A 24624-nucleotide genomic window follows, 5' to 3' on the forward strand; every position below is an offset into this window, starting at 1 on the left:
TCACTTTTTTGAGTGAGCTGGCTGCCCTCTCTCAAATAGAGCTTTAACTCTAAAAATCAGTCTTTTCCGACATATTCCTGTATGTTGTGCGTCATTTCGATAATTTTAACTACAAATTAGACTATGGTCGGATTTCTATCTTTTATATTAAACACTAGGATCAGCCACAACTGAGTTTTTACTCAGAAAATATCGTCCATTAGAGACGGAACAATAAAAAAGGAATAAGCACAATGAACAAGACGCGTCTGTTTAAAAAAACGCTGCTAGCAGCCACTATCGCGCTCTCCACGCAACAAGCAATGGCGGCGGGTTTCCAACTCAACGCTCAATCTGCAACAGGTCTCGGCCGAGCATTCGCTGGTGACGCTGTCATTGCAGATAACGCCTCGGTCATGGCTCGTAACCCGGCTGCAATGGCACTGTTTGACAAAATGTCACTGTCACTGGGTTTTGAAAGCATTACCACAATGATTGAAGTGAAGGATGCGACATACAACGGTGTACCTGGTGTTGTGGGTGATACCGATGATGTCGGCGGCACTTCGATTGCACCCAACATTCACTTAATCGTTCCAGTTAACGATAAGTTTGCTTGGGGTGTGAACGCATACACAAACTTTGGTACTAAAACTGAATTCTCAAGCAGCTATGTCGCTTCTGAATATGGCGGTACTACCGATGTGAAAAGCTTCAACCTTGGCCTCGCAGGTTCATACCGCGCAAACGAGCACCTTAGTGTCGGCTTAGGTCTTGATGCGATTTACGGTCAAGGAACCTTCCAGCGTTACGCGGGGAGCGTATTAGGGGGAGCTTTAGGAGCACCAGCAGGCACTCCGCTAGTTGATGTCGATGGCGCTGATGGTTGGGCGTTTGGCTTTAACGTTGGTGCGGTTTATGAACTCGATGAAAATAATCGTTTTGGCTTAGCGTACCGCTACAGCCCTGAGTTCACAGCAAAAGACGATGAAGGACAAGAAATTACTCTGCCGTTGCCTGATATTGCAGAATTCTCGGGCTACCACAAAATTGACAATACCCAATTTGCGGTTCACTACAGCATTCAGTGGATCGGTTGGGGTGATTTTGACAATATCGAAATCGACAACCTTGATGCAACGAAATCACCGATCGCGACTCAACTTGCTGCTCTACAAGGTTCTAGCAAGTACACTAAAGCGTACGCGTGGCAAGATGGTTGGCACTACTCAATCGGTGGTACTTACTACCTAAACAGCGATTGGACATTACGTGCCGGTTATATGTATGACACCAGCGCTCAAGACGATGTTCGCTCAATCTCTGTACCTGATTCCGATCGTCAATGGCTTTCAGCAGGTTTTACCTACAATGTTGATAGCGCGTCCAACATCGACTTTGGCTTCACTTATCTAATTGGTGAAGATATCGCCGTGACTGAGGATTCAGCGCAGACCGTTTTAACGGCAACCACTCGCGCTGATGCAGTTCTTGTTGGTTTGCAATACAGCCGCTCGTTCTAATCCCGAGCTGAAATCAACATGATAAAAAGGGAGCTCTGGCTCCCTTTTTTAAAACGTAAGTTTACTAAGCTAAATTACTCTGGTTTATTTTTATTCCGATACACCGTACAGTCGTTCGCTCAATATTTGAAACGCTCTTATAACATGTAGAATTAAATCTCCATATCGTTATAATTTATAGATACTTATCCCAAATAACACGATTTCCGTGTTTTTTGTTTTTAAAGTAATTACTCAACCCTTAAACTTTTCGTTTCTTATTTAATTCTTTCAGCGAACATTTAATGAAAACAAACAAATCCTTTCTTACCCTTTCTCTATCTTTTGGACTAGTTAGTGTCTCGCCTTTTACTCAAGCAGCCGGCTTTCAACTTGCCGAATATTCTGCAACAGGTTTAGGTCGAGCGTACGCTGGCGAAGCTGCAATGGCAGATAACGCCAGTGCACAATGGCGAAACCCAGCAATGCTCACCTACTTAACAGGCACCCAGATCTCAGTTGGGGGCGTTTATATCAACCCCAATGTTGATGTTGACGGAGAAGTCGCTGGAAGCATTGACGCGAAATCGGATGATTACGTCAATGATGCTGTGGTCCCCAATTTATATCTCTCCCATCAGTACAATGACCGGTTGTACGTTGGTTTAGCATTTGGCACTAACTACGGGATGATCACTGATTTAGGCAACGACTTCGCCGCCTCACATTTTGGTAATAAAGCCAAAGTGGAAACCATGGAAGCCAACCTAAACCTAGGTTATCAACTGACACCAGAGATCAGCTTAGGCGGTGGCTTACGTTACATTACTGGCGAAGGCCACTTTGGCGGCTCGTTGGGTGGCACCACATTAAAATACATGGAAGGTGATGACACTGCCCTAGGATGGCAAATAGGTGCAGCATGGCAAATTAACCCAAACCATCGTATCGGTATCGCGTATAAGTCCGCAGTAGACTTAACGCTTGCGGGCTATGCGGAGGGCGCCGCATTTGGACTGCCTTCACCTCTTCGTGATTCAGGCTCGATGGACATTACATTACCAGCCACTGCTGAATTAGCGACATTTCACCAGTTAACTGAGCGCTGGGCGGTGCACACGAGTTTTAATTGGACAGATTGGAGCTCTTTCGATCAATTAGTCGCTGATTTGGATACTCTAGGAAATCAAACCGTCAAAGTAGAAAATTGGCGTGATAGCTATCGCTTTGCTGTCGGCACCACTTATACAGTGAGCAAAGCACTGACATTACGTTCTGGTTTGGCTTACGACACCTCTGCCGTCAGTGATAAAAACCGTACAATTACCATTCCGGAAATCGATCGTACTTGGTTTAGCCTCGGAGCCAGTTACGCTGTCAGTAAACAATTGACCGTGGACGCTGGTGCGACTTATGTCTACACCAAAGAAGCCCATATTGTTGAGTCTCGCGGGTATGCATCCGATGACGCAGCAGAAGCCATTGGTGGTCAATTCGTGGGCGATGTTTCGGGCAATATCATCATCTTTGGCCTGCAAGCCAATTATGTGTTCTAACGTTCGCTAACCGCATTAAAAAGGCCTGATTGAGAAATCAGGCCTTTTGTTTAATATTCATCAAGGTAGGAATCTAACTCCGCTTCTTCTTGCGGATTATAGGTGTCTCGCTCAACCTCTGCTTGATAATCTCGGCGCTGAATATAGACATCGCGTGTTAAAGAGTAGGGGTCCGGGGAATCATCCAGCATCGATTCTTGATTAACTAACTGGGCTCGCGTTTCCATTCCTTCAAATGCCCACTTACCGATGCTGGCCCAAATATTAAGGTAAGAAAGTGGCGCGTACATTTCATCTGCAAAGTCTGCCGTTTCACGCACCGTCCACGGACCATAGCCAGGCACCATTACGTAAGGCCCATTCCCTACTCCATAGTGACCAACCGCATCTCCAAAGCTTTTTTCATCATGCTTGTTGATGCCTGCTTCCGAGGCAATATCAATCAAACCTAACAAGCCAAAAGTCGAGTTGATCCAAAATCGGTTGAAATGATCCAGAGCTTTACGACCATTACCCATAATCAGGTTATTAATAATACTGGCTGGCTCATCTAAGTTACTTAGAAAATTTGAAATACCAGTGCGTACAGGGCTAGGCGTGTAATCAACATACGCCAACGATACTGGGCGAACAAAGTACGGGTCCAGATAATCGTAGTTTAACGTCCACATTGTGCGGTTAAAGCCTTCAAAAGGGTCATTTTCAGACACATCCGACTCGTTCGGATTTGATGCACACCCAGCTAAAAGCAAGCTCAAGCACAATGACAACCATGTCATTAAGTTTTTCTTCATTTGATCATTTCCATAAAAAAGGCTGGTCGACACCAGCCTTTATCTATCCCAAAGTATAGATTAAGGATATTGCTGATTTATCGTGATATTAACAGGCTCGTCAATTTTAACGACTTTACTCTCGCCAAACCAGTCCCCTTGCTTTGTTGCCACGTTTCCATCGCTGTCAAGACGCACACGAACCATGAGCGAATCAAGGTCTGATAGCTTACTACTTTCAAGCATGCTATTGCGGTCATCAAGCTCTACGGTTAACGGGAACGAAGATACCGGATAACGAGCAGCGGCCACAGGCATCGGCGAACCATTCGCATGGTGTACAGAAACAATTAACACCGCATTGGGATCTAACACCACAGCATCACCGAGATTGATCGTCACTTTCACTGAAGCCTGGTTAGCCTTTGAACCAGACATTTGCTGCTTCGCATTGTCAATACTGCGAGTCAACATCTCGTAACGCTGGTCGTTCGGGCCAATCATTTGCTGCATCACGCCCCAGTATTTGATGGCAGAAGTAAAGTCTTGTCGCTCGTAGGCGTCAAAAGCCAGTAGCGAAAAGACTCGAATATCGACATAATCTTGCTTAGTCAGCTGTAGTAACAGGTTGCGCGCCACTTCTTGGTCAGCCTCATCTTGAGACAGCATCAGTGCTTGCGCATAACCAAGTTGGATATCCTGATCATCCGGTTTCAAATCATAGGCTTTTTTCATCGCCCCAACAGATGTCCCTGTATCTCGATTCGCTAGCCCGATTCGCCCTAGTAACATCCAACCCGTTGCATCTTCAGGGTTATAGTGAAGACGAGTGCGTAATCCTAACGTCAAGTCTTGCATCTCTTGATCAGTGAGTACTGCGCCATCTTGCTGCATGAGTTTCTTTGAAAGTTCAGGCAGGTTATTGGTCACGTCTTGCCACGCTTTCACCTGTTGGGCGGCGCCAAAATGTGCATAAAGCGCGTAAGATAGTACCCCCATCAAAAGCACAGAAGGGACTAAAATCAACCAAGGCGATAATGCTTGTTGTCGCTGCTGGAGTTTATCACTAGGAATATCATCAAGCAGTGATTGCTTTAAATCGTTAATTAAGTCTTGTTGGTCTTCAACAAGCCCTTCATTTGATTCTTCTTTAAGCTCGCTAAGCCTATCTTTGTAAAACGCTTTATTAAGTTCATCACGTAATACTTGATCGTTATTCTCTCGACGCTTTAAGGCAGGAAGAAAAATAAAAACCGCACAGATTACAATCAGAACCAGTGAAGCAACCCAAAAATACATCATGACGTCGACTCCTCGTCCTGCTTACTGGCCTTGCTTGGTTTTTCTTGTTCAAGAAGCGCTTTCAGACGTGCTTCTTTTTCGCTATCCCATGATGGTGATGGCGAATTTTTCAACGAACGTTTACGGCTACGCACAATAATAAACCCAAAACCAAACAACACGACACACAATGGCCCAAACCATAAAATCGATGTCGCGATAGTAAAAGGTGGGTTATAGGTAACAAAATTGCCGTAACGTGCCGTCATATAGTCAATTATTTCCTGCTTTGACTTACCTTGCTTCGTCATTTCAAACACTTTTTGCCTTAAGTCTTGTGCAAGTTCTGCATTTGAATCGGCAATGCTGTTATTTTGGCACTTAGGGCAGCGTAGTGTATTACTGAGCTCCTGAAACTGAGTTTCTTGCTGTGGCGTATCAAAATCATAAACTTCAATTGCAGCCTGCGCAGCCATGGGTAAGCAAACGACAGCAAGCACCACAAGTAACTTATGGATCATTGTTTCGCCTCCTTGACCATTTGCTGGTAAATCGGCTCAAGCGTTTTTTGCCAATTACTTGGGTTAACATCACCAACATGACGATAACGAATGACGCCTTCAGCATCAATTAAGAAGGTTTCGGGCGCGCCATAAACACCAAGATCCAGCCCCAGCATGCCATCACCATCAAACAGGCTAATCAAATAAGGATTACCCAAATTATTGAGCCAAGTCACCGCCTTATCACGCTGATCTTTATAGTTTAACCCTATAATTTTCACGCCTTGATCAGAAAGCTTGTTCAAATATTGATGCTCGGCATAACATGTTGGACACCACGTTGCCCAGACATTAAGCAGCAGTGGCTCACCCTTGAAAATAGCTTGGTCGTACTGCTTACCGGGTTCCGCCAAATCCTCAAGTTCAAAACTCGGGACCGCTTTTCCGACCAACACAGACTCGAGTTTGGTTGGATCATCCCCCTCTGAGTTACGCGCTAACTGAGTAACAAAAACAATGACTAAAGCTAAAAACGCAACAAGAGGAATAAAAAGAATTTTTTTGTTCATAACGCCTCCTTTGCGCTCTTTCTAAAGCGATAGCGTTTATCGCTAATGGCTAATGCGCCGCCGATGGCCATGAACAGACCACCAACCCAAATCCATCGAACGAATGGTTTGTAATAGACACGCACAGCCCACGACTGGTTATCATCCAACTGCTCACCCATGGCAATGTAAAAATCACGGGTAATAGAGCGGTCAATCGCGGCTTCTGTCATCATCGAACGCGCCGTACGATAAAAGCGTTTTTCCGCATGCAGCGTATTGACGAACTGGCCATTGCGCGTCAACTCAAAATCGGCGATATAGCCGTCGTAGTTCGGGCCGTCTTTGTCACGTAATCCTGAAAAATATAAATCGTAGCCCTGCAATTGAAAGTGTTCACCAGGCGCTAAGCGCACATCGCGTTCAATGCTGTAGTTTTGCACCATCGCAATACCTATCACAGTAACAGCAAGTCCAAGGTGCCCCAATACCATTGACCAATGGCTACGTTGAAGCTTCTTAATCCCTACAGTGAACGGATGACGATGAGTCGCACGCTGCCAGATTTCATAGCTCAGCAAAGTGATGATCCATAGTGACATCACCCAGCCTAGATACGCCATAAACTGAAAGCGGTCAGCAAAAAGGGCAATGCAACCCGCAGCGATGGCTAACGACAAGATTCCCGAGACCAACATGGGTTTTACCAAAGTCGACAGCTGTTCTCGCTTCCAACGAATCAAAGGGCCAATGCCCAGTAAAAATGCAAATGGAATCATTAACCAAGCAAACAAGGTATTAAAAAATGGCGCACCAATGGATACTGAGCCTAGCCCCAACTGTTTGTGTACGAGCGGTAGTAATGTGCCGACCAGAACAACAACCAGCGCCGCAATCAGTAAGATATTGTTGGCCAGTAGGCCATTTTCTCGGGAGAGTAATTCGAAATTACCTCGAACTCTGACTTGAGCACCTTTTAACGCAAACAGTAGCAGCGAGCCACCAATCACCAACACTAAGAACGCTAAAATAAACATGCCTCGGGATGGATCAGAGGCAAAAGCATGCACAGAAACCAATATGCCGGAACGGACTAAAAATGTCCCCAATAAACTCAGCGAAAAGGCCGAAATCGCGAGAAGCACTGTCCAAGCTTTAAACGTTCCGCGTTTCTCAGTAACGGCTAACGAATGCATCAGCGCGGTGCCAGCTAACCAGGGCATAAAGGACGCGTTTTCCACCGGGTCCCAGAACCACCATCCCCCCCAGCCGAGTTCGTAGTACGCCCACCAAGAACCAAGTGCAATACCAACAGTTAAGAACATCCAGGCCGCTGTCGTCCATGGACGAGACCAACGTGCCCATGCAGTGTCAAGTCGCCCCGTCATCAAAGAAGCAATAGCAAAAGCAAAAGCAACCGAGAAGCCAACGTAACCCATATACAGCATTGGCGGATGAATAATTAACCCTGGATCTTGCAGTAACGGATTGAGATCGCGACCATCAACGGGAAAGTATGGAAGAGTGCGAGTAAATGGGTTGGAAGTAACGATGATAAATAACAAAAACCCAACGCTTATCATCCCCATAACACTGAGTACACGGGCAACAGACTCTTGAGGCATTCCACGGCTAAAGGTGGCAACAGCGACCGTCCACCCAGCTTGAATCAGCACCCACAATAAAAGTGAGCCTTCGTGAGCGCCCCAAACGGCGGTTAGCCGGTAATACCATGGCAGCGCACTTGTAGAGTTAGCCGCCACGTATTGAACGGTAAAATCATTGGTATAGAACGCCCAAAGCAAAACAGCAAATGAGAACGCCAATAGCGAGAACATTCCCCACGACAGCGGCCGAGCACTATTCATCAACATTGTGTTGTCTCGGCTTGCGCCCCACAGAGGAAGAATACTCAATAAGATTGCGAGAGAGAGGGAAAGAATTAACGCAAAATGACCTATCTCGACAATCATTGTTCACTCCCTTGCAACTGCTGTTGGCTATAATCCATGGGTTGATGATTTTTCTGCATCGCTTCTGCAACCTCTGGTGGCATATATTCCTCATCATGTTTTGCCAACACTTCGAATGCTTCCACCGTCGTCGCGTTTTTTAACACGCCTTGAGCGACAATACCCTGCCCTTCGCGGAACAAATCGGGAAGAATGCCATCATAGACAACGGTCACTTTCGGGCCTCGGTCCTCGAGTAAAAAGCTGACACGTAACGAGTTGGGGTCACGCTTCACTGAGCCATCGACCACCATACCGCCGATACGTAACCGCTGCCCGACTTCAGGTTTGGTTCCATCAGGCTTACCGTTAACCAGTTCGGTAGGTGTGTAAAATAGATCCATATTCTGGCTTAATGCGTAGAGCATCAACCCGACAGTCAGTGAAATCCCCAGCAGCACGGCAACAACAATACCGAGCCTTTTTTTACGTCTTGGATTCATAGGGTATTCTCCATCTGTTTTGCTGCATCAATTCGAGCTTGACGCTCAACACGATTTCTCACCTCTTGCATCAGCTTTTGACTCTGTCGCAGACTGCTCCATAGCAAGATCAGCATCGAAGCAAAGGTAATACCAAACGCGCTCCAGACATACGCTGCGTAGCCACCCATTTGTAGGAATTGTTGGAAAGAATCAAAGTGCATCTTTTATCCCTCTTTGTGAGTGGTGTAGTTGCTTGTCGCCAACGCCAGTACCCAAGGCCGATGACTCTCTTTACGCACTATTTCATTACGTAGCCGTATCATGGTGAGTGCGGCAAAAAAGAAGGCAAAGCCCAGAATTTCAATCAGTAAAGGCCACAACATATCGCCGGAAATTGATGGTTTTTCAAATTTGGTAATGGTGGCACCTTGGTGCAGGGTATTCCACCATTCAACGGAGAAATGGATAATGGGTAAGTTGACGACGCCAACTATCGCGAGAATACCTGCGGCTTTCTCTGCCGTTTTTGCGTCATCAAAAGCGTGATAAAGCGCAATAACACCAAGATAAAGGAATAGAAGGATCAGTTCCGAGGTTAAACGTGCATCCCACACCCACCAAGTTCCCCACATCGGTTTTCCCCACACCGCGCCAGTAACCAACGCAACAAACGTGTAGACCGCACCAATCGGAGCCATGGCAAGTGCCGCCATATTCGACAACTTAAGCTGCCACACTAAACCGATAAACGCGGCGATCGCCATAGAGAGGTATATCCCCATTGACCAAATCGCAGCGGGAACATGAATATAGATGATTCGAAAACTGTCACCTTGTTGGTAATCGGATGGAGCAAATGCTAACCCCCACCCGGTTCCAACGACGAGTAGCCCTAAAGCCAAAATTGAAAACCAGGGTAAAAGACGCCCACAAAGATGGTACGTATTTTCTGGCTTGGCATAAGGGTGAAGCCATTTCCACATTGTTATTCTCTCATTTACTTTCAGTAATCATTATTCTTTGTTGCTTCGCAACTTATAGTTTGGGTATTGCCGCGCTATCGAGTACAAAATACACCCGACTCATTCAGTTAACACTAACCCTCAACGCAGCTGAAATAGCGAAAGGCGTCAAAGTAATGGCGGCAACTAACATTGCGCCAAGGATCGCCAATTGACCGCTGTATGCCATCGACAATGATGCCGCATCAATTGTCGAGGTCGCGAATATCAACACAGGAATGTATAAAGGCAGCACTAAAAGGCTCAATAACACCCCGCCTTTTTGCAACCCGACTGTCAGGGCAACACCTATCGCCCCAATAAAACTTAGTGTAGGGGTCCCTAACAACAAGGTAAGTACCACCGCTAACCAGGTATTGAAATCTAGGGACAGCAAGACCGCAAGGAGCGGGCTGATGAGGATCAATGGCAAACCAGTTAAGAGCCAGTGAGCAAACACTTTTGCAATGACGACAACGGGTAATGGGACAGGCATGAGCATCATTTGTTCCAAGGAACCGTCTTGAAAATCATCGCGAAATAATCGCTCAAGTGATAAAAGTGCAGCTAATAATGCGGCGACCCAAACAATACCAGCGGCAATACGAGTCAAAAGGTTAGGATCAGGGCCAATACTGAGTGGGAACAAAGTGATGACGATAATAAAAAACCACAATGGATTAAAGACATCCGCTTGGCGCCGAAAGGCGATTAATAACTCACGTCGAATTACGCTCATCATATTGATCATGATTAAACACCTAACTTAATTCTACGGAGAATGGGATTATCGATAAACAGATCTTGGTGAGTCGTTAAGATCACCATACCGCCTTGTTCAACATGCTGCAAAAACAATGCTTCTAAAACTTTGACGCCTTGTTTATCGATAGCCGTCAAAGGTTCATCCAGAATCCAAAGTGTTTGATGGCTTAACCATAACCTTGCCAATGCTACGCGGCGCTGCTGCCCAGCAGATAACTGCCCCACAGGAACATCTTCGCGACCTGCCAGCCCGACCTTCATTAACGCGTCGTAGATGGCTGTTTGTTGCGGTTGTTGGCGATGCATGACTAAATAAAAGCGCAAATTCTCATAGGCGGTTAACTCTCGTTTGACACCAGTATGATGACCAAGAAACAGCAATTCTTGATGGAACTCTTCACGCTGTTGCTGAATTTTCTCTTGATTCCACAAGATGTCCCCTTCATCTTGCTCACCCAGCCCCGTAATCATTCTGAGTAAGGTAGTTTTTCCTGTCCCATTACGACCTTCAATTTGAACTAACTCACCGCGAGAAACCGTAAAGGATAAATCAGTGAAGAGTTCCCGTTCATCTCGAATCGCTGTAAGGTTTCTAACTTCTAACATCGTAAATCTTCTAGAAAAAACTGTAGAGTAATACTACCACAGCCGACTTTTGACGAAACAAAATTAGTGACTGAAAAGTCACGAAACTACGTAAGAAACTGTTAATTTGGCGCTTTGCACTGGCAATTTACCCCTTTATGAGTAGGGTTTTTAACTAACAAAAAAGGATGCCAAAGCATCCTTTTTTTGATGAGTTACGATCGCCGTTTAGCCGGTTGTCGCCGACGAGGCATATCATCTTGCCCAGATAACGGAGGAATTTTTTCCTTGCCCGCTAATTTCTTTTGCAAAGACAACATGAGTTCAGCCTCAGCTTTTGGCAATTCACATTCTTGAATCAGTTCATCAATGTCTGCGCCAAGCTGAACCATTTTGGTTGCTCGCGAGTATAAGCGTCCATCACCATCGGCGTTTTCTAACTCGGTTAAACGATCGTTGAGATGTTGAATGATATCTTGTTGCTCACTGATTTGCTGCCCCAAGCCCACCATCACCGAACGAAGCTCTAGTAACTGTTTAGTGGATTTCTGAAGCTCTTTTTCTAGCGTGCGATTTTGCTGACGAAAGTGGTCGCTCGATATACGTTGAGCGCGCTTGATTCGCAAAATCCATACGGTTAACAATAACCAAACCAGTAGTAACGCTCCAGTCAATACTGGAGGCGACATCAATACATCAATACTCATTACAGATGAGCCATTTCATCCCATTCTTCATCAGTTAACAGCTTATTGAGATCAACAAGAATCAACAGCTGTCCATCACGATTACTCACGCCTTGAATAAATTTAGCACTTTCATCAGTACCAACACTTGGTGTTGTGTCAATTTCAGATGAACGAAGGTATACGACTTCAGCAACGCTATCAACCAAAATACCGATCACTTGATGCTCTGACTCAATGACGATAATGCGTGTATTATCAGTAATTTCGCCTTCCATCAATCCGAAGCGTGCACGTGTATCAATCACCGTAACCACGTTACCACGTAGATTGATAATGCCGAGAACATAATCAGGAGCACCAGGTACTGGTGCAATTTCAGTGTAACGCAGTACTTCACGTACTTGCATCACGTTAATACCGTAAGTTTCTTCTTCTAGTTGGAACGTCACCCACTGAAGCACTTCGTCATTTGACGTGTCTTTTCTTACTTCTACTTCACTCGCTTGAGACATACCTATTCCTCTCTAAGCCGATTTCGGCATAAATGTATTATTTATCTAATGCTTTTACATCAAGCCCAGCTTTAAGCATAGCTACCAATGCTTCAACATGTATCAAAGCGCACATTTTTTCTTTGACCATACCGGCAAGCCAAGGGCGTTTACCTGCTGTCTTACGCCAGCGAACTTTATCAGGGTCCAACGTTTCAGTCCCCATCAATTGAGAGCTAGCTAGCCCCCAAGAGCTATCACCTAGCATTACGATATACTGGTAATTTTCTTTGTACTCTTCGTCTGTGAGTTTTTCTGCCATCACCCAGCGAGCGGTATCGACAACGTCAATTTGAGACTCACGGCTGCTTTGTAAGCCAAGATACCATTTCGGACGACCAATCAAATGACTTAACTCCGCCATTTGGTGAATGCCACCAAGCTCATCCAATGGAACAGCAAATGTCACAGCGTTTACCTCAAAATATAGCACTTGAAAGTCATTCACTCGCTCCGTGGAATTCCACGCTTGTAATGGGCCGTCAACTTGCGTCTCCAACTCCACTTCAACTGCGACTTCTGGCTCTATACTGGGTTCTGGTTCGACAAAGCGCTGGGTTTCAAAGTCAATGTCGGGTACGGTGTATTCAGGCTGAGCAAGAGGCTCTTCCTCTACCTCTATTGCTGGTATATCCTCTTCGACACTCTCAATCTCTAACTCAGTGGTGGTTTCTATCGCTACCGCTGGCTCAATATCAGTTTGAATCGATTCTGGTTCGAGATCTGATATATCCCAATCTTGAATTTCATCAATCACTTCATGAGTGTCAAGATTTTCAACCGTCGCTTGCTCCGCCGCAATTTGATCAGTATTACTCTCCAAAACCTCTTCCAGTTGTAACTCTTCAACCGGATTAACCGTTTCTAATTGCTTGAGTAAACGTTCTACGTCGTTGAGATTCGGTAAATCAATCTCAGGCTCAGCAACAGAGTAATAACTTTTGTTGTCTATCGGCTGCAACAAAGGCTTGGGCTGCAGTTGAGGTTCGGTCGCCTCCTCCGCAAGTTCAAATTCATCGTCAAGCAATGCTGAAAAATAATCATCCAGAGCTTGTTCGCTCGATAGCAGGCTACGACTCATCTAACGCTAACCTCTCGAGATACAGAAGTAATTGTTTATAAGCAAAAACCCCACGACTGCCCGGAGCAAAATGTGAAACTGGCAAGTGTTTCAAACTGGCATCGCGGAACTTGGTGTCAATAGGCACTGCGGATGTCCACACTTTATTTGGATAGTCCTTTTTAAGCTGCTGCAAAGTCTGTAACGAGGCCCGCGTACGCTTGTCATACATCGTCGGAACAATGGTCACTTTGAACGATTTATTCCGCGATTTCTGCATAATGGACAAGGTTCGGACCATACGTTCTAAACCTTTCATCGCCAAAAATTCAGTTTGAACAGGAATCAGAATTCTATCACTGGCCGCTAAAGCATTGACCATCATCACCCCTAAAATGGGCGGGCAGTCAATCAGCACATAATCATAGCGCTCACGAATCGCCAGCAGGGCACGTTTTAAAATCAGCCCCATACCACTGCGATTCCCCATAACGCGGTCTAGTGTCGCCAGCGACATATGAGCAGGAATGAGATCAATACCTTCAACGTCCGTTTCCATGACTAAAGGACTCACTGTCGTGGCATCAAACTCTTTAAGCTGAAAAAGGTCAAACAAACTGGATGGTACGCCATCAGAGTCGTAGCCAAGATACGTGGTTAGTGAGCCATGAGGGTCGGTGTCCACCAATAACACTCGCTTTCCTTGCTGGCTTAGTAGTCCAGCCAAGGTAATCGTCGTTGTGGTTTTACCGACACCACCTTTTTGATTCGCAACACTCCAAACAATCATTGCCGTCCCTCTACGCCAAACCGACTTCGACTAAGATTCGCTCTGCGATTCGGTCTAGAGGTAAATCTTCACTAGAAATGCCCGCTTTGGCGACAGCTTGAGGCATGCCATACACAACACAACTCTCTTCATCCTGAGCCCAAATGGTCGCGCCAGCATTCTTAAGCATCCGAGCGCCTTCACGCCCATCAGCTCCCATTCCGGTCAGTACCATAGACAATACTTTATCTGCATAAACTTTGGCGGCACTGCCAAAAGTCACATCCACACATGGCTTATAATTCATGCGCTCTCCCCCATCGATAATCCGTAGCTTTGCAGATCCGGGGCGACCGTCAATCATCATTTGTTTACCACCTGGCGCTAGATAAGCGACCCCTGGTCGCAAAATATCGCCATCTTGAGCTTCCTTTACTTCAATTTTGCATAAGCTGTTTAATCGGCTTGCAAAGGCCGCAGTAAAGGTCGCAGGCATGTGCTGAATCAGCACGATAGGCAATGGATAATTCGCAGGAAGTTTGGTTAATATTTTTTGAAGCGCAACCGGCCCTCCCGTTGAAGTGCCGATAGCGGTTAATTGATACTTTTTCCCTGTGGATTTAAATCGTGCAGCGGCAACGGGTGATGCCACCGAGCGAGAGGCGCGGCCAATAGGTGACGTCGAGCGACGTGCTGATGTCGCCGGCGCTTCATTTTTTGCCACCACTGTACGGCGAAGCATGCCGCGTTTCGCCGCAATTTGAAGCACGCGCTGCTGAAGCAAAGTTACTGCCTCATCACGGTTACGAGCAATGTCTTCAAACTTCTTCGGCAGGAAATCAAGCGCCCCCGCATCAAGTGCATCAAGGGTCGCTTTCGCGCCATCGTGAGTCAGTGACGAAAACATCAAAATAGGGATCGGATTTTTTGCCATGATTTCACGCACAGCTGTAATCCCATCCATAACCGGCATTTCGATATCCATCGTAATGACATCAGGCTTTAGTGTCGCAGCCTTCTCTACCGCTTCTTTACCATTCGTCGCCACGTCAATGACTTCTAGACGTGTTTCCGAATTAATAATTTCACTCACCCTTCTACGGAAAAAGCTAGAATCGTCTACAACTAATACTCTGATCGCCATAGGTGTCCTTGTTTATCTCCACGGGAGTTAAATACGTGATGCCGCAGCATAACGTTTAAGTAAGTCTGGAACATCAAGAATCAGAGCAATATGGCCGTCACTGGTGATCGTTGCACCAGCCATGCCCGGCGTACCTTGTAATAGGTTATCAAGCGGCTTAATCACAACTTCTTCTTGACCGATCAATGTATCCACAACAAAACCGACGCGTTGACTGCCCAACTGCACAATCACTACATGACCATGTCCTGAGCGTCTCTCACCTTTCGTCGCTTTAGGCGCTAACCAATCTTGGAGATAGAAAAGCGGAATCGATTTATTACGAACAATAATCGTCAACTGTCCATCAACGACATTGGTCTTACTCAGATCGAGGTGGAAGATTTCATTAACACTTGCCAGTGGTAAGGCGAATGGGTTCTTAGCAACACCAACCATCAAGGTTGGGAGGATCGCCAACGTTAACGGAACTTTAATCGTAATCTTGGTTCCTTTACCCAGCTCTGAGTCAATATCAATCGAGCCATTGAGTGTATTAATGGCCGTTTTTACCACGTCCATACCAACACCACGGCCAGAGATATCTGAAATTTTCTCTTTACTCGAGAACCCAGGCATAAAGATCAGGTTGAAGCACTCTTTGTCGGTCAGCCTTGAGGCTGCGTCTTCGTCCATCATTCCGCGTTTAACCGCAATACCACGCAACTTATCCGGATCCATACCACCACCATCGTCAACGATAGCTAACTGAATATGGTCACCTTCTTGCGCCGCAGACAAAATCACTTTACCTTGACGTGGTTTACCCGCCGTCGCTCGGTCATCGGGCATCTCTATGCCGTGGTCAACCGAGTTACGAACCAAGTGAATCAATGGGTCGGCCAGTGCTTCGACTAAATTTTTATCAAGGTCTGTGTCTTCGCCGCGCATTTCCAAAGCAATATCTTTCTTGAGGCTGCGCGCCAAATCTCGTACCACTCGAGGAAAACGTCCAAACACTTTTTTGATTGGTTGCATACGCGTTTTCATCACCGCGCCTTGCAAATCAGCCGTGACGACATCGAGGTTGGAGACTGCTTTCGACATTTCCTCGTCATTGCTATTGAGCCCAAGGCTTAATAGGCGGTTACGAACCAATACCAACTCACCGACCATATTCATAATGGTATCTAAAGTGGAGGTATCGACACGGACAGTCGCTTCAGCTTGAGGCTTTTTAGCGGCTGGTGTCGCGGCTTCTTTTTTCGCTGGTACTGGCGCTTGCTCTTCCGGTTCAACTTGCGGTGTCAACTGAGGTTGAGGCTTCACTTCAGGCGCAGCTGAAGATGCCGCAGCCGGAGCTGTTGCCGGACGCGTTGCCATTTCAAGCTCTTCTATAGAAGGACCTTTACCAGAGCCATGTAACTCATCAAGTAGCTTTTCAAATTCCTCATCGGTCATTAAATCGCTGTCACCCGCCCCAGCAGACGCTGGTTTATCACTGCTTTTCGCAGAGCTTGCTGGCGGTGTTTCAGGCGCAGAGGGTTGTTCTACGTTCTTCCCTGGTGCGCCTCCAGCGCCATGTAACTCGTCAAGCAGCTTTTCAAATTCATCGTCGGTAATGTCATCAGATGAGGACGCGGCGCTACTCGTTGGTTGACTTGGCTCTGGCTTATCATCTGCCTTACCAGGTGCACCACCAGCACCATGTAATTCATCCAATAACTTTTCGAATTCATCTTCTGTGATATCGTCAACAGACTCTGCTGAAATATTCGTTGACGCTTCGGGTTTTGTTGGCTCTGGAGACTCAACCACAGGCTCTTCAATAACAGGCTCAGGAGGTGGCGGCGCAGCCGCTTCAGGTGCACTTTCATCCTCTGATTGAGGACGGCTAAGCTGATGAAGTTCTTCTAACAATGCTGGGTCAGCTGCTTCAATGGGGTCACGCTCTTGTACCGCTGCGAACTGTGAATTGACCGTATCGAGGGCCCTTAGCATGGTATCCATCAAATCGGCCGTTACCGCTCGCTGACCGTTACGTAAAGTGTCAAAAACGTTTTCTGCGCCGTGGCAAGTATCAACCAGTTCACTTAGAGCCAAGAAGCCTGCACCACCCTTAACGGTGTGGAAGCCTCGGAAAATTGCGTTGAGTAAATCTCTATCGTCTGGGTTATTTTCAAGTTCAACCAACTGTTCTGATAGCAGATCGAGGATCTCCCCCGCTTCAACTAAAAAATCCTGTAGAATGTCTTCGTCTAAATCGTAGCTCATACGTTACCCCTAAAACCCAAGACTAGAAAGTAAGTCATCGACTTCGTCTTGTGATGAAACCGCATCTTCTCTTTCGTGAGGGTTTAGAATTGGTCCCTCAGGGTCGATGGATGCTTTGTTATTATTTGCACCTTCTCGCTTATCAGCTGTAAATACCGTTAATATCTCGACCAGTCTTGTTTCAACCTCATTGACCAGCGTAATCACTCGTTGAATGATCTGCCCCGTAAGGTCTTGAAAATCCTGTGCCATCAATATTTCAGTAAGCTGACCGCGTAACTCAGAGCTGTTGCCTTCAACCTGACCAAGCAAGTCGTCAATTCGATGGCAGAGCGCTTTAAATTCAGCTAATTCTATCTTGCCACGCATCAGTTCATTCCACTGGGGACGAACTTGTAACAAGCTCTCGTGAAGGTTATCCGCCATTGGCATACAACGATCAACAGCGTCCATGGTCTTACTTGCCGCGACTTCGGTCTTATCAATCACGTATTGAAGACGGTCCTTAGCATCAGGAATCTCGTCATTGGCAATCACACTCATTCGGTCATCGAGACTGAATTGTTTAATCGACTCGTGAAGATCGCGAGTCAGCTCACCGATTTCCTGGAGCATCATTTCAGAAGTCTGCTCATGGATGGTGTTGAAGAGAATGTTTGCCTCTTGCTGCTTTTCGTTTTCGAGCAGCTCAACAAGTTGCTTTGCTTGTTCTAATGAAATCATCCTGATTCAGCCCTTTAACGTCTAATAATTAAAGTAAAACTAACGAACTATAAACGTTCAAATATTTTGTCTAGTTTTTCTTTAAGCGTAGCCGCTGTAAAAGGCTTAACAATATATCCGTTCACGCCAGCTTGAGCTGCTTCAATAATTTGCTCACGTTTGGCTTCTGCCGTGATCATAAGAACAGGAAGATGTTTCAGTTCTTCATCCGCACGAATGTGTTTTAGTAGGTCAATACCCTGCATGCCAGGCATGTTCCAGTCAGTGACAACAAAGTCAAAATCGCCTTTTTTAAGCATTGGCAACGCGGTAAGACCATCGTCTGCTTCTTGGGTATTATTGAATCCTAAATCACGCAGTAGATTTTTAACGATACGACGCATTGTTGAAAAATCATCAACAATAAGGATCTTCATATTTGTATTCAAAATTGCCTCCACTGAGTACGGGATATCAGTGCACTAGTCATTATTTGTCCATGCACTTAACTTTGTGCGTAGACGCTGCATTGATTGGCTAAGTATTTGGCTCACGCGAGATTCGCTCACACCAATGACTTCACCGATTTCTTTTAAGTTTAACTCTTCATCATAATAGAGCGAAAGTACCAAAGCTTCACGTTCTGGCAAGGATTTTATCGAATTTATCAAAGCTTTGCGGAAATATTCATCGGCTACACCACTAAAAGGCGTATTTTCATCTTCATCATCTGGGGAGGAGATCACATCATCAGACACACCAAGATCTTCGATACCGACCAAACGTGAACAGTTAATGTCCGAAAGCACCGTATGATACTCGCTCAAATCCATACCCAAATGCTTCGCCACTTCGGCGTCAGTCGGGTCACGATTGAGCTCATTTTCTAAATTAGCGATCGCTTGGCTAATTTCTCGATTATGACGATGAACAGAACGAGGGACCCAGTCCCCCTTACGAATATCGTCCAACATGGCACCACGAATTCGAATGCCCGCATAAGTTTCAAAGCTGGCGCCTTTACTGCCATCATAGTTCTTCTGCGCTTCTAAAAGGCCGATCATTCCCGCTTGTATAAGGTCTTCTACCTGAACACTCGGCGGAAGCCGACCAAGTAAATGGTGAGCAATTCGTTTTACCAGAGTCGAGTACTTTTCGAGAAAAGCTCTCTGGCTATTCTGGTTGGCATATTGGTCGTAGGTCAGTGCCTTATTCACCAAACGGTTCCTCTACAGTCACGGATCGATTTAATAAACGTTCAACAAAAAACTCTAAATGTCCACTCGGTGTCTTAGGAATTGGCCAAGTGAGTGCTTTATTTGCTAACGAGCTCAATGCTAAAGCAGCAGGAGAGCGAGGAAAAGCATCGACAACGATTTTCTGTTTTTTAACGGCTTGCCTAACTTTATCATCTAAAGGTATACAGGCGACGAGCTCTAAGCTCACATTCAAAAAGCGTTCTGTGACTAAGGTCAACTTCGCAAACAATTCTCGGCCTTCACGGTAGCTTCTTACCATGTTAGCAACAATTTTAAACCTTTGTACCTGATGTTCTTTACTCAAAAGTTTAATTAATGCATACGCATCGGTAATTGACGTCGGCTCATCGCAGACCACAACCATGACATCTTGAGCTGCACGTGAGAAACTGATGACCATGTCTGAGATACCGGCAGCGGTATCTACGATCAGTACGTCCATCTCTTCTTCCAGGCTGCCGAACGCTCGAATCAACCCCACATGCTGAGCATGGCTGAGCTCAGTCATTGATTGAGTCCCTGATGTCGCAGGAATAATGCGAATGCCATGAGGGCCTTCAACAATGGCATCTTTGAGTTCACACTCACCAGCCAAAACGTGACCTAAATTGCGCTTAGGACGAATACCCAGCATTACGTCAACATTGGCAAGCCCTAAGTCGGCATCCAAAACCATGACTTTTTTACCCTGACGGGCCATACAAATGGCGAGACCTAATGCAACATTAGATTTACCGACACCACCTTTGCCACCAGTAACTGCAATCACTTTAGTCAATGAAGGCTGTGTTAAGCGGCGTAGGCCACTTGCTTGGTCTTGTATCATATTCTCTGTCATAATTGTTTACCGCCTAGAACCCTTCCGACTCACTACTCCAGTAGTGAGGTTCGTTTTCAGTCGATTTCTCCAGCAGTTCATTAGCTTTTGCTACCATGTATTTTGGCTGAGCAATCACGATATCTTCAGGCACTCGTTGCCCGTTTGCTATGTAGGCTACCGGCAGTGCGTTTTGGACAACAACACTCAAAAATTCACCAAGGCTAAGTGACTCGTCCAGCTTAGTCATAATGCAGCCTGAAAGTGGAATCCGTTTAAAGTGATCAATAGTTTCCTGCAGCACTTGTCGCTGCGCCGTTGCAGGAAGTACAAGATAGCTGTGAATCACTTCACCACTCTCTTGCATTAGGGTATCGAGCTGTTCAGACAGCCTAACATCACGCTGCCCCATACCCGCCGTGTCGACTAAAACCAAGCGTCGATGACGTAATTGATATATTACATCGGCTAACTCATTGGAATCTTTAGCAACTCGGACTGGACACCCCATAATTTTTCCATAAATCGCCAATTGCTCATGGGCACCGATACGGTAGGTATCCGTGGTAACCAACGCAACATTGTCAGAGCCAAACTCCATCGCCGCACGCGCGGCGAGTTTGGCGATCGTCGTCGTTTTTCCTACACCAGTCGGGCCGAGTAACGCCACGACGCCGCCTCTTTTTAGAATATCTTGGCGAGTAATGGGAATTTGATCAGACACCAAACCAAGCAGAGCTTTCCACGCTTTCGCAGGCGCAGTGTCTTCAGGGATATAGCACGCTAATTGGTCTGCTAAGTCTTCAGAAACGCCCATGCGCTGCAAACGCTTAATCAGCATTGCTCGCAGAGGTTCGCGGCGTTCAACTTCTTGCCACATTAACCCGGAGACTTGATGTTCAAGTAAGCGACGAATTGAGGTCATTTCTTCTTTCATTTCGTCAAGATCTTGATGGTTGTACTCTGGCTCTTCATGTCGCTGACGCTCGTAGCGACTAGGATCAAGACGCGGTGGCTGTTTTTCTACTCGTCGATCTTCAGCAATAAGTTTGGCGAGAGGGGAATCTTCTTTCAGTTGAATTTGGCTTGAACGCTGGGTTCGCGCTTCTGACTGGCGGCGCAAAAACGCCGTCAAAGAGTCCTGCTCTTCACTCGCACTGGTTTCTGGCTCAGCAGCAGTTTGGCTGTACTGCTTTAGCATGTTCGCAAAGCGTTTGGTCATCGAGCCATTGCTTTCTCCCGCCCCTGAAGATGACTGCAAACTCACGCGATCTTCAGCTAACTGACGTGGTGAAGACGCGTTCGCAGCTTGGTAGTCAGGATTATGACGCGGCTTTGAACTGTAGCCTTGATTAGAACTGCGTGCAGGCGCTGGTTCGCCATCAACCGCCGCCACGATTTCAACGCCACCCGCCACTTTTTTATTGGACATGATCACCGCATCCGCTCCAAGTTCTTCTTTAACTTGAAGTAAGGCTCCACGCATGTCTTTGGCAAAAAATCGTTTAATCTTCAAATTCGGCATCCGTTAATAAAAAGTGGTCAGAATCAGTTGCCCACAGCTTGAACTATTCTTATCTGCTTTTCGTCTGGAATTTCTTGGTAAGATAGCACTCGCAATGACGGAATGGTGTTTTTCACAAATTTCGCCAATGTCGACCGCAATACTCCAGAAGTTAATAATACCGCAGGCTCACCTTTCAGTTCTTGTTCCTGAGTGGCTTGGCTGAGAGACATCTGAAGTCGCTCAGCAAGACCTGGTTCAATCCCCGCAGATTCACCGCCTGACGCTTGCATGGTTTGATGCAATATCTGTTCCAGTTCAGGAATCAAAGTAATCACTGGTAACTCTGGCTCTATCCCATTGATTTCCTGAACAATTAATCGCTTAAGCGAAATACGAACTGCAGCGGTCAAGATGTCAGGTTCTTGACTCTTACTCGAGTACTCAGCCAACGTTTGGATGATGGTTCGAATATCGCGGATCGGTACGCTTTCATTGAGTAGGTTTTGTAATACTTTCACCACCGCGCCGAGGGCCAACTGATCAGGAACAAAGCCTTCCACCAATTTCGGTGCTGAACGACTGAGCATTTCGAGCAGGTTCTGCACTTCTTCATGACCAATGAGTTGCGATGCGTTATTCGTCAATAATTGGCTAAGATGAGTGGCGAGAACCGTTGCGGAGTCAACCACGGTATAGCCAAGCGCTTGGGCGTGTTCACGTTGATCTTCACGAATCCAAATCGCTTCTAGACCAAATGCTGGGTCGATAGTTTGTTCACCTTCAATCATGCCGTAAACTTGGCCGGGATTAATCGCCAATTCTTGGTCTGGTCGAATCTCGGCCTCACCGACGGCCACTCCCATCAAAGTAATTCGATAGCTATTTGGCGTTAGCTCGAGGTTATCGCGAATATGCACTGCCGGAATCAAGAAACCGAAATCTTGTGACAGCTTTTTACGTACCCCTTTTACTCGCTCCAGAAGTTCGCCGCCTTGGTCGCGATCCACGAGTGGAATCAAACGATACCCGACTTCAAGTCCAATAATGTCCACCGGCTGAACATCATCCCAAGAGAGTTCTTTGGGTGCTGCCACCTCACCTTCTGGCGCCGATGGTAGTTTCGCCTCCTCTGCTGCTTTTTGCTGCTTACGACGCATAAGATAAGCGCCGCCACCAGCAAGAAACGCGAGCAGTAAGAACGCGAAATGAGGCATACCCGGAACCAAGCCCATAACAGTCAGAATGCTTGCGGTGATCATCAAGGCTTTAGGGTTGTCAAACAGTTGGAAAACCACCTGCTGCCCCATGTCCTCATCGGTATTTTGACGCGTGACCATAATCGCAGCGCCAATGGAAAGCAGGAGTGACGGGATTTGTGCGACCAAACCATCACCGATGGTCAGTAAAGTATAGATTTCAATAGCTTCGCCAAAACCAAGGTCATATTGCCCCATACCAATGGACAAACCGCCGATGATATTGATGAACAAAATCAGGATACCGGCAATGGCATCCCCTTTAACAAATTTTGACGCACCGTCCATAGAACCATAGAAGTCTGCTTCTTTGGTGACTTCTTGTCGCCGTGTACGCGCTTGCTCTTGATCGATAAGCCCGGCGTTTAAATCGGCATCGATTGCCATTTGTTTACCCGGCAAGGCGTCAAGCGTGAAGCGAGCACTGACCTCTGAAATCCGTCCAGCACCTTTAGTCACGACCATGAAGTTGATGATCATAAGAATCAAGAATACGACCAAACCAACCGCATAGTTACCGCCAATCACCACGTTACCGAACGCTTCGATAACGTTACCCGCAGCCCCTTCACCTTCATGCCCGTACAGCAACACAACACGAGTTGATGCAACGTTCAGTGCAAGTCGAAGTAGAGTGGCGATCAGCAGGACGGTAGGAAACGCAGCAAAATCGAGGGGACGGCGCGTATATACCGTCACCAGTAACACAACCATTGCCAATGCAATGTTGAACGTGAAGAATAAATCGAGCAAAAAAGCAGGGATGGGCAAAACCACCATCGCCAACGTGGCTAGCACCATCACTGGCGCACCGACCGCAGGCATCGCGCGCTGAGGGATCGGAGGAAGCTTGTCGATAAAAGGCAAAGAGAACTTCATACGTGTTACTGGTTATTTCAGAGTAATGAAAGACTTAGTATACGTATGCAATTTTTAGTCCAGCAATAATGTCAAAAAACTGGCTAAGGGGAGCCTAACTCCCCAGTCAATCTTAAGGGTTCAGGCTCCAAACGATCTCTCCGCGTTGGGCACTGTGATCGTAATCGATGCAGGTTAACCCGGATGTCGAAAACATAGGAGGGGTAATATCGGTGACGAATTCAGCAGTAAGATACCCTACTAAAGGGAGATGAGAGACGATTAATACCGATTCAAGGCTATCAACGTCGATTCGAGCCTGCAGATAGTCAAACACCTGCTCAGAGTCACCATAAGGCGTAATGTCTTCGCTGGTTTCAACCTTATCGGCCTCAAAATATTGGGCGATCGCATTCCATGTTTGTTGGGCGCGAACGTAAGGACTCACTAGCACCAAATCAAACTGTTTAACGCCTTGCTCATTACTCGCTCTTGCCACGGCGATGGATGCACTTTGGCCCCGCTCAGTCAACGCTCTTTCTGCGTCGCTCAGAGCAAATTGCACCGCCTCTCCATGACGCATAATAAAGATCTTCATAACATTTCCTAAGTTTGTCTATCTACAGCTTATGACAGCGCGCCATCATGCCAGTTTGATACGAAAAAAAAGCAGAAACTAACAATAATTATATCAAGAACCTTGCTAAAGACGTCGACTTTCTTAACAATCTACTGATAGTAAAAGAAATCTTCTGAGAACGATTCCTTTCTACGGATAACTAAAAGAAATAAGCCAAAACCGCAAACGAGTCACTTTTGCGACCAAACT

The 24624-nt window shown here is 46.3% G+C and carries 25 protein-coding genes; 2 read left to right on the forward strand and 23 right to left on the reverse strand.

Annotation, left to right across the window (positions count from 1 at the left end; genetic code table 11):
• The first annotated feature begins 233 nt into the window (after positions 1–233).
• Positions 234–1502, forward strand: coding sequence for an outer membrane protein transport protein (locus ACFFUV_RS07510; protein WP_390190908.1), 1269 nt, complete (start codon positions 234–236; stop codon positions 1500–1502).
• Positions 1503–1786: 284 nt separating this feature from the next.
• The gene (locus ACFFUV_RS07515; RefSeq protein WP_390190910.1) at positions 1787–3037 is read left to right on the forward strand and encodes an outer membrane protein transport protein; all 1251 of its coding nucleotides are present in this window, start codon (positions 1787–1789) and stop codon (positions 3035–3037) included.
• A 50-nt stretch (positions 3038–3087) separates the two neighbouring features.
• Here the strand turns inward: ACFFUV_RS07515 and ACFFUV_RS07520 are convergent, their stop codons facing one another.
• The 23 genes from ACFFUV_RS07520 to sixA form a co-directional block, all read right to left on the reverse strand.
• The gene (locus tag ACFFUV_RS07520) at positions 3088–3816 is read right to left on the reverse strand and encodes an MlaA family lipoprotein (protein WP_390191879.1); all 729 of its coding nucleotides are present in this window, start codon (positions 3814–3816) and stop codon (positions 3088–3090) included.
• A 75-nt stretch (positions 3817–3891) separates the two neighbouring features.
• Positions 3892–5112: a c-type cytochrome biogenesis protein CcmI gene (gene ccmI, locus ACFFUV_RS07525; RefSeq protein ID WP_390190912.1), complete on the reverse strand. Its 1221-nt coding sequence runs from the start codon at positions 5110–5112 to the stop codon at positions 3892–3894.
• Positions 5109–5612, reverse strand: coding sequence for a cytochrome c-type biogenesis protein (locus tag ACFFUV_RS07530; protein WP_390190914.1), 504 nt, complete (start codon positions 5610–5612; stop codon positions 5109–5111). The genes ccmI and ACFFUV_RS07530 overlap by 4 nt, the downstream gene beginning before the upstream one ends.
• Positions 5609–6163 (reverse strand): DsbE family thiol:disulfide interchange protein, encoded by a 555-nt coding sequence (locus tag ACFFUV_RS07535; RefSeq protein WP_390190916.1) that lies wholly within the window; start codon positions 6161–6163, stop codon positions 5609–5611. The genes ACFFUV_RS07530 and ACFFUV_RS07535 overlap by 4 nt, the downstream gene beginning before the upstream one ends.
• Positions 6160–8115, reverse strand: a complete 1956-nt coding sequence (locus tag ACFFUV_RS07540; protein WP_390190917.1) for a heme lyase CcmF/NrfE family subunit — start codon at positions 8113–8115, stop codon at positions 6160–6162. The genes ACFFUV_RS07535 and ACFFUV_RS07540 overlap by 4 nt, the downstream gene beginning before the upstream one ends.
• Positions 8112–8597: a cytochrome c maturation protein CcmE gene (gene ccmE / locus ACFFUV_RS07545; protein WP_390190918.1), complete on the reverse strand. Its 486-nt coding sequence runs from the start codon at positions 8595–8597 to the stop codon at positions 8112–8114. The genes ACFFUV_RS07540 and ccmE overlap by 4 nt, the downstream gene beginning before the upstream one ends.
• The gene (gene ccmD / locus ACFFUV_RS07550; RefSeq protein ID WP_390190920.1) at positions 8594–8800 is read right to left on the reverse strand and encodes a heme exporter protein CcmD; all 207 of its coding nucleotides are present in this window, start codon (positions 8798–8800) and stop codon (positions 8594–8596) included. The genes ccmE and ccmD overlap by 4 nt, the downstream gene beginning before the upstream one ends.
• A gap of 3 nt (positions 8801–8803) precedes the next feature.
• Positions 8804–9562 carry a heme ABC transporter permease gene (locus ACFFUV_RS07555; protein ID WP_390190922.1) on the reverse strand — a complete coding sequence of 253 codons (759 nt, stop codon included), beginning with the start codon at positions 9560–9562 and terminating at the stop codon, positions 8804–8806.
• Between the two features lie 103 nt (positions 9563–9665).
• Positions 9666–10331 (reverse strand): heme exporter protein CcmB, encoded by a 666-nt coding sequence (gene ccmB / locus ACFFUV_RS07560; protein WP_390190925.1) that lies wholly within the window; start codon positions 10329–10331, stop codon positions 9666–9668.
• 2 nt (positions 10332–10333) lie between these two features.
• On the reverse strand, positions 10334–10951 hold the full coding sequence (ccmA, locus tag ACFFUV_RS07565; RefSeq protein WP_390190926.1) for a cytochrome c biogenesis heme-transporting ATPase CcmA: 618 nt from the start codon (positions 10949–10951) through the stop codon (positions 10334–10336).
• Between the two features lie 194 nt (positions 10952–11145).
• A complete protein-coding gene (locus tag ACFFUV_RS07570; RefSeq protein ID WP_390190927.1) occupies positions 11146–11637 on the reverse strand; it encodes a DUF2802 domain-containing protein in 492 nt (163 codons plus the stop codon).
• Positions 11637–12131 (reverse strand): chemotaxis protein CheW, encoded by a 495-nt coding sequence (locus ACFFUV_RS07575; RefSeq protein ID WP_390190929.1) that lies wholly within the window; start codon positions 12129–12131, stop codon positions 11637–11639. Before ACFFUV_RS07575 ends, ACFFUV_RS07570 begins: the two co-directional genes overlap by 1 nt.
• 37 nt (positions 12132–12168) lie before the next feature.
• Positions 12169–13251, reverse strand: a complete 1083-nt coding sequence (locus ACFFUV_RS07580) for a chemotaxis protein CheW (RefSeq protein WP_390190930.1) — start codon at positions 13249–13251, stop codon at positions 12169–12171.
• Positions 13241–14020 carry a ParA family protein gene (locus ACFFUV_RS07585; RefSeq protein WP_390190932.1) on the reverse strand — a complete coding sequence of 260 codons (780 nt, stop codon included), beginning with the start codon at positions 14018–14020 and terminating at the stop codon, positions 13241–13243. The genes ACFFUV_RS07580 and ACFFUV_RS07585 overlap by 11 nt, the downstream gene beginning before the upstream one ends.
• Positions 14021–14030: 10 nt before the next feature.
• The gene (locus tag ACFFUV_RS07590; protein WP_390190935.1) at positions 14031–15143 is read right to left on the reverse strand and encodes a protein-glutamate methylesterase/protein-glutamine glutaminase; all 1113 of its coding nucleotides are present in this window, start codon (positions 15141–15143) and stop codon (positions 14031–14033) included.
• Between the two features lie 27 nt (positions 15144–15170).
• Positions 15171–17396, reverse strand: a complete 2226-nt coding sequence (locus tag ACFFUV_RS07595; protein WP_390190937.1) for a chemotaxis protein CheA — start codon at positions 17394–17396, stop codon at positions 15171–15173.
• 9 nt (positions 17397–17405) lie between these two features.
• The gene (locus tag ACFFUV_RS07600; RefSeq protein ID WP_390190939.1) at positions 17406–18119 is read right to left on the reverse strand and encodes a protein phosphatase CheZ; all 714 of its coding nucleotides are present in this window, start codon (positions 18117–18119) and stop codon (positions 17406–17408) included.
• Between the two features lie 47 nt (positions 18120–18166).
• On the reverse strand, positions 18167–18535 hold the full coding sequence (gene cheY, locus ACFFUV_RS07605; protein ID WP_390191881.1) for a chemotaxis response regulator CheY: 369 nt from the start codon (positions 18533–18535) through the stop codon (positions 18167–18169).
• A gap of 45 nt (positions 18536–18580) precedes the next feature.
• Positions 18581–19315 (reverse strand): RNA polymerase sigma factor FliA, encoded by a 735-nt coding sequence (locus ACFFUV_RS07610; protein ID WP_390190940.1) that lies wholly within the window; start codon positions 19313–19315, stop codon positions 18581–18583.
• Complete coding sequence (locus tag ACFFUV_RS07615; RefSeq protein ID WP_390190941.1) at positions 19308–20195, reverse strand: MinD/ParA family protein; 888 nt, start codon at positions 20193–20195, stop codon at positions 19308–19310. The genes ACFFUV_RS07610 and ACFFUV_RS07615 overlap by 8 nt, the downstream gene beginning before the upstream one ends.
• A gap of 13 nt (positions 20196–20208) precedes the next feature.
• The gene (gene flhF / locus ACFFUV_RS07620) at positions 20209–21690 is read right to left on the reverse strand and encodes a flagellar biosynthesis GTPase FlhF (RefSeq protein ID WP_390190942.1); all 1482 of its coding nucleotides are present in this window, start codon (positions 21688–21690) and stop codon (positions 20209–20211) included.
• A 32-nt stretch (positions 21691–21722) separates the two neighbouring features.
• Complete coding sequence (flhA, locus tag ACFFUV_RS07625; protein ID WP_390190943.1) at positions 21723–23816, reverse strand: flagellar biosynthesis protein FlhA; 2094 nt, start codon at positions 23814–23816, stop codon at positions 21723–21725.
• 112 nt (positions 23817–23928) lie between these two features.
• A complete protein-coding gene (gene sixA / locus ACFFUV_RS07630; protein ID WP_390190945.1) occupies positions 23929–24393 on the reverse strand; it encodes a phosphohistidine phosphatase SixA in 465 nt (154 codons plus the stop codon).
• Positions 24394–24624 lie beyond the last annotated feature (231 nt).

This window comes from Vibrio olivae, assembly GCF_042428525.1.
GTDB classification, from domain to species: Bacteria; Pseudomonadota; Gammaproteobacteria; order Enterobacterales; family Vibrionaceae; genus Vibrio; species Vibrio olivae.